A 7,872-nucleotide genomic window follows, 5' to 3' on the forward strand; every position below is an offset into this window, starting at 1 on the left:
CCGTCTAGTTGCGGGTAACTTGCATCTTCGCAAATACTACAATTTCGCCGAGCCCCTCGTTGAGACAGCGCCCAAATCGTTACGCCATTCATGCAGGTCGGAACTTACCCGACAAGGAATTTCGCTCTAGTCTGTTACTTATTAACCCTGTTTTTAAATCAGGGCGGGTTAGTCATTTCTGCTAACCTCCCTATGTCGCCATAGGGTACGGACTATATCTTATCCTAATTCCTTAGGATTTTGGCATATAGTCTCTGAGGATTCCCCTCTAATAAGAGGTCTTTCCTGCTGATTATCTGCACTGGATGGATTATTACTCAATTGAGTACCACCAGATTCTCAGATTTTCCAGCATATAGCCAAATTTTACTAAGGCAATTTTTACCTTAGGACCGTTATAGTTACGGCCGCCGTTTACTGGGGCTTCAGTTCAAAGCTTTAGAAAACAGGTAATTTAGTAATTAAGTGATTTCATGACAAGTCACTTCCTCACTTTTTCACTTCCTCACTCTATTCTCCTGACCTCTCTCCTTAACCGTCCAGCACCGAGCAGGCGTCAGACCCTATACATCGTCTTACAACTTAGCAGAGTCCTGTGTTTTTAGTAAACAGTCGCCTGGGCCATTTCTCTGCGACCTTTTCATGCTCAAAGAGTAAATCTTTTTACACTACTCAGGCACTCCTTTTCCCGAAGTTACGGAGTTAGATTGCCGAGTTCCTTAACGAGGGTTCTCTCGAGCGCCTTAGGATTCTCACCTCGCCTACCTGTGTCGGTTTTAGTACGGACACCTTTTAACCTGACTAGAGGCTTTTCTTGACAGTGTGGGGTCGGTCAGTTCCCGGAAATAAATTTCCAGTCCCCGGTTACCTCTTGAGGTTTAATAACAGCTCGGATTTGCCAGAGCTGTCCCTCTACAGGCTTAGACAGTCACTTCCAATCGACTGATGACCTACCCTTCTGCGTCACCCCATCGCTCATAACGGTTAAAAGATGGTATCGGAATATTAACCGATTGCCCATCGCCTACGCTTTTCAGCCTCAACTTAGGATCCGACTTACCCTGGGCGGATTAACCTTCCCAAGGAAACCTTAGGCTTTCGGCGAACGGGTTTCTCACCCGTTTTTTCGCTACTTATACCGGCATCCTCACTTCCAGTTCGTCCAGCAGTCCTCACGGTCTGCCTTCACTCTACAATGGAACGCTCCCCTACCATACATAAGTTTATTGAGTTTTTGAGTTAATTGCGTTTGTTGAGTTTTTCAACTCTACAAACTCTCTAAACTCTATGAACTCTATAAACTTTTCTGTATCCATAGCTTCGGTGATGAGCTTAAGCCCCGTTATATTGTCAGCGCAGACACACTCGACCAGTGAGCTATTACGCACTCTTTAAATGATGGCTGCCTCTAAGCCAACATCCTGGCTGTTTTTGTATCTCCACATCTTTTGCCACTTAGCTCATACTTAGGGACCTCAGCTGATGGTCTGGTTTCTTTTCCTTTTGACTATGGGGCTTATCCCCCATAGACTCACTCCCATAATACCAGTAACAGCATTCGGAGTTTGATTGAGTTTGGTAACCTGGAGGGGTCCCATAGCCCATTCAGAGCTCTACCGCCATTACTTACTTTATGAGGCTGTCCCTAAAGACATTTCGGGGAGAACCAGCTATCACTGAGTTTGATTAGCCTTTCACTCCTATCCACAGCTCATCCCAAGTCTTTTCAACGACCGCAGGTTCGGACCTCCACGTGTGGTCAAACACGCTTCATCCTGGCCATAGATAGATCACTCAGCTTCGGGTCTACTAAATGCTACTAATAAATCGCCCTATTCAGACTTGCTTTCGCTACGGCTACATGGTTTTTCCCACTTAACCTTGCAACACTTAGTAACTCGCCGGTTCATTATACAAAAGGCACGCAGTCAGGCATTTCAGGATTAGATAATGGTTACTTAATCTTAGTTACCCAAGAGCTTTCTCCAAAATCCAATTTTAAACCTGCCATAGCCCTTCCACAGCTTGTAGGTATACGGTTTCAGGTACTATTTCATCCTCCTTCCGGAGTACTTTTCACCTTTCCCTCACGGTACTTGTCCACTATCGGTTGTTAGAGAGTATTTAGCCTTAGGAGGTGGTCCTCCCAAATTCCAACAGGATTTCCCGTGTCCCGTTGTACTCAGGAACTTAAACGCAGGAAGTTTATACTATTTCGCTTACAGGGTTATCACCTTCTCTGACTACTTTTTCCAAAGTGATTCAGCTATAGTATAAATTTTTGACTTCCCGGGTGCTACAATATACCTCTACCCTATTTAAGTCCTCTTACCCCTAAACTTGCAAAGTAGTATAGACTTTAACGCAAATTCAGGTTTAGGCTCTTCCGCTTTCGCTCGCCGCTACTGACGGAATCGAACATAATCATTTATTTAGTCTGTTGTTAAAAAGACAGAGTCTTAAAAACACATAACTAAATTTTTAATGATTAATTTTTTCTTTCTTTTCCTCAGGGTACTGAGATGTTTCACTTCCCCTGGTTTTCTCTTAGACTCTATGTATTCAAGTCTAAGTGATGAAGCATGACCTTCACCAGGTTTTCCCATTTGGAGATCCCCGGATCAAAGTTTATTTGCAACTCCCCGAGGCTTATCGCAGCTTATCACGTCCTTCATCGTCTTCTAACACCAAGGCATCCACCGTAGACCCTTAGTAACTTGACCATGCCACTTTAAGTTGATTCTTTTTTAAGATGCTCAAGTTTCCCATATTTAATTATCAAAGAGCGTATATTATTTATGGCTTTGTTGCCATTTACTTTCTCTACTTTTCCCTTCTTTCCTAACTATAGTGTGGACACCCAATATATTTAACTAAAAATTTACCTTCCTTACATTGAATCATAACTTTTATATCTTTTAAACACTTCCAACACCATATTTCTGTTTCTTTTATGTCTCCTTCTTTGAAAATCTTAGAATCTATTATTACTTCACTCGACTTAGAAACTTTTTCTCTTTTTATATTTACTTTTAACAAAATATCTTACCTCCCAATAATTTCAACAACGAGATTAAAAATGTCATTTCATTCTTTTCTCTGTTGACTTATTGGAAATATTTTTAATTTACCTTCTTCTTTACAAACAGAAAATTTTTTTTTATTTATATCTACAATTTCGCACATTCCTTCCTTTATTTTTTCTGGGTCAATTTCCAAAACTCTTTCTTTTTTTTGTTTATTTTCCATTTTTGTCACACCTCTTCTGATTTTTGGTGGAGATGAGCGGGGTTGAACCGCTGGCCTCCTGGTTGCAAACCAGGCGCTCTCCCAACTGAGCTACATCCCCGTTTTTAGTAATTGGTAATTAGTAACTGGTAATTCAGTAAACAAATTAGGCAACTTGTAACTCTTTAACCACTTACCATTCACCAGTTACCAAAAATGGTGGGCCTATGTGGTCTCGAACCACAGACCTTACGCTTATCAGGCGTACGCTCTAACCACCTGAGCTATAGGCCCAAAGAAGTTATTTTAAATTTATCTTTCTGGAATGAAAATCTGTGGGAAGAAATCTTTTGATTTTTTGCTCAATTGACTCAATTTAGTGTGGGATTATTGTTTTCTTCTCAATTTGTTTCATCTCTTATCTTACTTTGTAGCCCATAGCTCTATTTTTATAATAAAAATGCACAGTTTTTCTTCCTGATTTTATGTTGTATCCCTCAAAGCTGAATAGGAGTTAATAAAAGTCGTAGGGTTTTTTTGGAATTTGTGTAAACTCCTTAGAAAGGAGGTGATCCAGCCGCACCTTCCGATACGGCTACCTTGTTACGACTTCACCCCAATTATCAGGTTTACCCTCGACGACTGCCTCCTTTGCAGGTTAGCCCATCGGCTTCAGGTATAACTGACTTTCGTGGTGTGACGGGCGGTGTGTACAAGGCCCGGGAACGTATTCACTGCGACTATGCTGATTCGCGGTTACTAGCGATTCCGACTTCATGAAGGCGAATTGCAGCCTTCAATCCGAACTGGGGCTGGCTTTTTGAGATTGGCTCCCCCTCGCGGGTTGGCAACCCTTTGTACCAGCCATTGTAGTACGTGTGTAGCCCGGGACATAAAGGCCATGAGGATTTGACGTCATCCCCACCTTCCTCCAGTTTATCACTGGCAGTCCTCTTAGAGTGCCCAGCATAACCTGATGGCAACTAAGAGCAAGGGTTACGCTCGTTGCGGGACTTAACCCAACATCTCACGACACGAGCTGACGACAACCATGCAGCACCTGTGTTGACTCCCAGGAAAACCCGGGTCACTTCCCTTTCAGGTCATTACCATCAACATGTCAAGCCCCGGTGAGGTTCTTCGCGTTGCGTCGAATTGAACCACATACTCCACCGCTTGTGCGGGCCCCCGTCAATTCCTTTGAGTTTCAACCTTGCGGCCGTACTTCCCAGGCGGACCATTTAATGTGTTAACTTCGGCACGGAAAGGGTCGATACTTCCCACACCTAATGGTCACCGTTTAAGGCCAGGACTACCGGGGTATCTAATCCCGTTCGCTCCCCTGGCTTTCGCGCCTCAGTGTCAGTATCAGACCAGAGAGCCGCCTTCGCCACCGGTATTCTTCCCGATATCTACACATTTCACCGCTACACCGGGAATTCCGCTCTCCTCTTCTGTACTCAAGTAAGGCAGTTTCAAAGGCAATTTTAAAGTTAAGCTTTAAAATTTCACCTTTGACTTATCTTACCACCTACACGCCCTTTACGCCCAGTGATTCCGAATAACGCTTGCCTCATACGTATTACCGCGGCTGCTGGCACGTAGTTGGCCGAGGCTTCTTCTGATAGTACCGTCAGCGTAGAGAAATCCCTACTTTTCGTCCTATCTGAAAGGGCTTTACAATCCGAAAACCTTCATCACCCACGCGGCGTCGCTGCGTCAGGCTTTCGCCCATTGCGCAAGATTCCCCACTGCTGCCTCCCGTAGGAGTCTGGACCGTATCTCAGTTCCAGTGTGGCCGAGCACCCTCTCAGGTCGGCTACCCATCATTGTCTTGGTAAGCCATTACCTTACCAACTAACTAATAGGAAAGAAACTCATCTCAAAGTGATTATCCTTGCGAATGACCTTTCCTTTTTAAAACATGCGTCTTAAAAATTATATCCACTATTAGCATCCCTTTCGAAATGTTATCGTGGTCTTTGAGGTAGATTATCTCTTTATTACTCACCCGTTCGCCACTAACTAACTTAAGGTCTAAGATAAGGAGTTCCGGATATAAATACCCTTCGCTCTAACTCTCAAACCTTATTATGTTAGTCCGTTCGACTTGCATGTGTTAGGCACGCCGCCAGCGTTAATTCTGAGCCAGGATCAAACTCTCCATAAAAATTTGTTTTTTTACTTTTGTTTTCCCCTAAGGCTAAAACTCCTATTCAGTTTTCAAGGAACATTCTTCTAATTATAAGTATAACACTTCGTCTGTTTTTTGTCAAGTGTTTTTTTATATTTTTTTTAAAATTTTTTTTCGACCTGTGCGGTAACGAATTTAAACCATAGAAATTATACAGATCGAAAAAGTATAACCGTTCAGGCTATATATCAAAAGTGTCCGAAAGGGGATAAGGAAATAAGAGTGATATGGAGATAAGATAAAATTTATAGAAATAGGTAGAAATTGATTGTGGAAAACAACAAATTTCCATAAATTTCTATTAGTTTCTATTAATTTCATAATAATATCTTCCTATCCTCTTAATCTCCACATCTCCTTTTGTTACACCACCTGAACGCTTACGAAAAAGTTTCAGGTGAAATGATTTAATAATCTCGCCAAGGCGCCAAGGTTAGACAGATTTTCTTCATTTTGTTTTAAACCTCTTTTATTTTTAACGCCTTCTTTATATCTTAGTTATCCATTACCTTCGGATAAGAGATATTCTTTGAATTTACTCCAGTCTTTTTCAAACAATTCCTTGCATCTAAATGCTTGATTAGTTAAATTTATAATCTTAACTGGAGAAACCAGATAGGTATAAATTCTACGAAGTTTATGGCGATAGAGTCTTAAGGCATTTAAAAGTTCCCATGTTTCCTCGAGAATAATAGGGGGTCTAACCGTAGGAATTTCACAATATGCCCTTTTTAGAAGAGCAGAGTGATATTCTTTAGCCGAAGGTAAGTCTCCATCAATCCCCTTAATAACAATTTCAAGAATCTTCTCATATCCGCTATAAATAGAGTGAAGAGTAAGTGCTATGGCTTTAATGTGCGAGTCTATATTCTCACTATCCTTTTCAGAATCAAGTCGCGTTTTTTTCCTTTTTAAAATCTCTATCTCCCTGTAGATAAATTTCAATTCATTCTCTACATCAATAATCAAGGCTTCCATAAAATAGCCTCCTTTTCTATTCTATCCAAAATCTCTTTTTTTATCTCATCTTTATCTTCAAGAAAGATAAGATCATATTCTAATCCGTTTAACAACTCACTCAAATCTGTTTCTACTCTAACCCGTTTTTCTTCAGAAATTCCTTCAACAGCAATGTCAATATCTGAATGTTCTGTAAATGCATCAGGGTTTATAATTGAGCCGAAAAAATATACTTTTTTAGCTCCTTTTTGATACAAAAACTCCCCTACTTTTCTAATCTTATCATAGGCATTGTTATACCGTTCAAGCCGTATTTTCTTTCTTCTTTCCCTAAGTATCGTGGTCATATTTACTCCCTATATTTTTCCTGATTTCATCTTCTCTCAATTGCCTTTGGACTATCTCTAATCCTTCTTTTGGTGATAATAATTTCGTTTTTATTTCGTTTTGCACCTTGTCAATTTTAAGCCCTGCTTTTAGTGGTCGTGGAGCCTTTTGCCCCAGTTCTAATGTCGTTTTAGGAACTATCAAACTTTTATTTAACCCCAAAATCTCTGCTGACAAAATAGCAAATTCAAACCTATTCATTACCTCACAACCAACTACATTGTAGATACCTCTTTTATCACTTTGAATCAATTCAATCGTCGCCTCTACCAGATTATCTCTGAATGTAGGACTACCAATTTGATCTACAGGCACATTCATTGTCTCCCCATTTCTGCTTTTTCGAATAAGTTGCATAATAAAATTTTTACCATCTCTATCATAGCCATAAACAACTGTAGTTCTAATAATGAGGTAATCGTCCAAATTATCTATAATTGCCCTTTCTGCCTCTAATTTTGTTTGACCATAATAACTAATTGGATTAGGTAAATCGAGCTCTGAATAAGGTCCTGCTTTACCATCAAAGACATATTCTGTTGAGAAGAAGACGAGTTTTGCCCCAATTTCTTTAGCCATCAAGGCTACATCTGTTGTGCCTAAAACATTTATTTCAAAGGCTTCTTTTTGATGGTCTTCGCAATAATCTACATAAGTAAGTGCGGCAGCAAGAATAATCACGCTCGGTTTTATTTCTCTAATTAGTCGCTCAACACCTTCTCTATCGGTAATATCTAAATACTGAAGTTCATCCCTTACTTGCTGTTGCGGGTAGGATGTCCCGATAACCTCATTCTCTTTTGATAAAATTTCATACAAAAGACTGCCAACAAATCCCGATGCTCCAATTATTAGTATTGTCATTTTTACTCCTTACTGTTGGTGATTGATGATTGGTAAACCCTGATATTAAAAGTATACTCGATTGAAAGATAAATGTCAAATGTTTTTTACATTATCCAATCTTCTGACCACATAACCGTTCAGGGCTATACATTAGAAGTGTAAACAAGGAGAAATGGGGAAAAGGGAGAATTGGAGAAATGGCTCAAACTTTTTCTTGCTCCACCCTTCGGACATCAATCCTGGAGTCTGCGAAATTT

General features: G+C 40.5%; 6 protein-coding genes, 2 tRNA genes and 2 rRNA genes. All 10 read right to left on the reverse strand.

Features of this window, described 5'->3' with window-relative positions:
- A 23S ribosomal RNA gene (locus tag AB1414_11630) occupies window positions 1-2,723 on the reverse strand; the annotation flags it as partial.
- Between the two features lie 118 nt (window positions 2,724-2,841).
- On the reverse strand, window positions 2,842-3,039 hold the full coding sequence (locus tag AB1414_11635) for a hypothetical protein (protein ID MEW6608080.1): 198 nt from the start codon (window positions 3,037-3,039) through the stop codon (window positions 2,842-2,844).
- Between the two features lie 48 nt (window positions 3,040-3,087).
- Entirely contained in the window at window positions 3,088-3,249 is a 162-nt protein-coding gene (locus AB1414_11640) for a hypothetical protein (protein ID MEW6608081.1), read from the reverse strand.
- Between the two features lie 24 nt (window positions 3,250-3,273).
- Window positions 3,274-3,349 (reverse strand) — tRNA-Ala (locus AB1414_11645).
- Between the two features lie 96 nt (window positions 3,350-3,445).
- Window positions 3,446-3,522: transfer RNA gene (locus tag AB1414_11650), tRNA-Ile, on the reverse strand.
- A gap of 267 nt (window positions 3,523-3,789) precedes the next feature.
- A 16S ribosomal RNA gene (locus AB1414_11655) occupies window positions 3,790-5,398 on the reverse strand.
- A 159-nt stretch (window positions 5,399-5,557) separates the two neighbouring features.
- Window positions 5,558-5,743, reverse strand: coding sequence for a hypothetical protein (locus AB1414_11660; protein ID MEW6608082.1), 186 nt, complete (start codon window positions 5,741-5,743; stop codon window positions 5,558-5,560).
- 177 nt (window positions 5,744-5,920) lie between these two features.
- Window positions 5,921-6,400, reverse strand: a complete 480-nt coding sequence (locus tag AB1414_11665; GenBank protein ID MEW6608083.1) for a hypothetical protein — start codon at window positions 6,398-6,400, stop codon at window positions 5,921-5,923.
- Window positions 6,388-6,729: a nucleotidyltransferase domain-containing protein gene (locus tag AB1414_11670; protein ID MEW6608084.1), complete on the reverse strand. Its 342-nt coding sequence runs from the start codon at window positions 6,727-6,729 to the stop codon at window positions 6,388-6,390. The genes AB1414_11665 and AB1414_11670 overlap by 13 nt, the downstream gene beginning before the upstream one ends.
- On the reverse strand, window positions 6,713-7,633 hold the full coding sequence (gene rfbD / locus AB1414_11675; protein MEW6608085.1) for a dTDP-4-dehydrorhamnose reductase: 921 nt from the start codon (window positions 7,631-7,633) through the stop codon (window positions 6,713-6,715). Before rfbD ends, AB1414_11670 begins: the two co-directional genes overlap by 17 nt.
- Between the last annotated feature and the right edge of the window lie 239 nt (window positions 7,634-7,872).

The organism is bacterium, from assembly GCA_040755795.1.
Taxonomy (GTDB): domain Bacteria; phylum UBA9089; class CG2-30-40-21; order CG2-30-40-21; family SBAY01; genus JBFLXS01.

What these genes read in the sequence shown, in the direction of transcription:
- AB1414_11640 (MEW6608081.1), bottom strand. Translation starts at nt 3,249, where the DNA reads ATGGAAAATAAACAAAAAAAAGAAAGAGTTTTGGAAATTGACCCAGAA.
- AB1414_11660 (MEW6608082.1), bottom strand. Translation starts at nt 5,743, where the DNA reads ATGAAATTAATAGAAACTAATAGAAATTTATGGAAATTTGTTGTTTTC.
- AB1414_11665 (MEW6608083.1), bottom strand. Translation starts at nt 6,400, where the DNA reads ATGGAAGCCTTGATTATTGATGTAGAGAATGAATTGAAATTTATCTAC.
- AB1414_11670 (MEW6608084.1), bottom strand. Translation starts at nt 6,729, where the DNA reads ATGACCACGATACTTAGGGAAAGAAGAAAGAAAATACGGCTTGAACGG.
- rfbD (MEW6608085.1), bottom strand. Translation starts at nt 7,633, where the DNA reads ATGACAATACTAATAATTGGAGCATCGGGATTTGTTGGCAGTCTTTTG.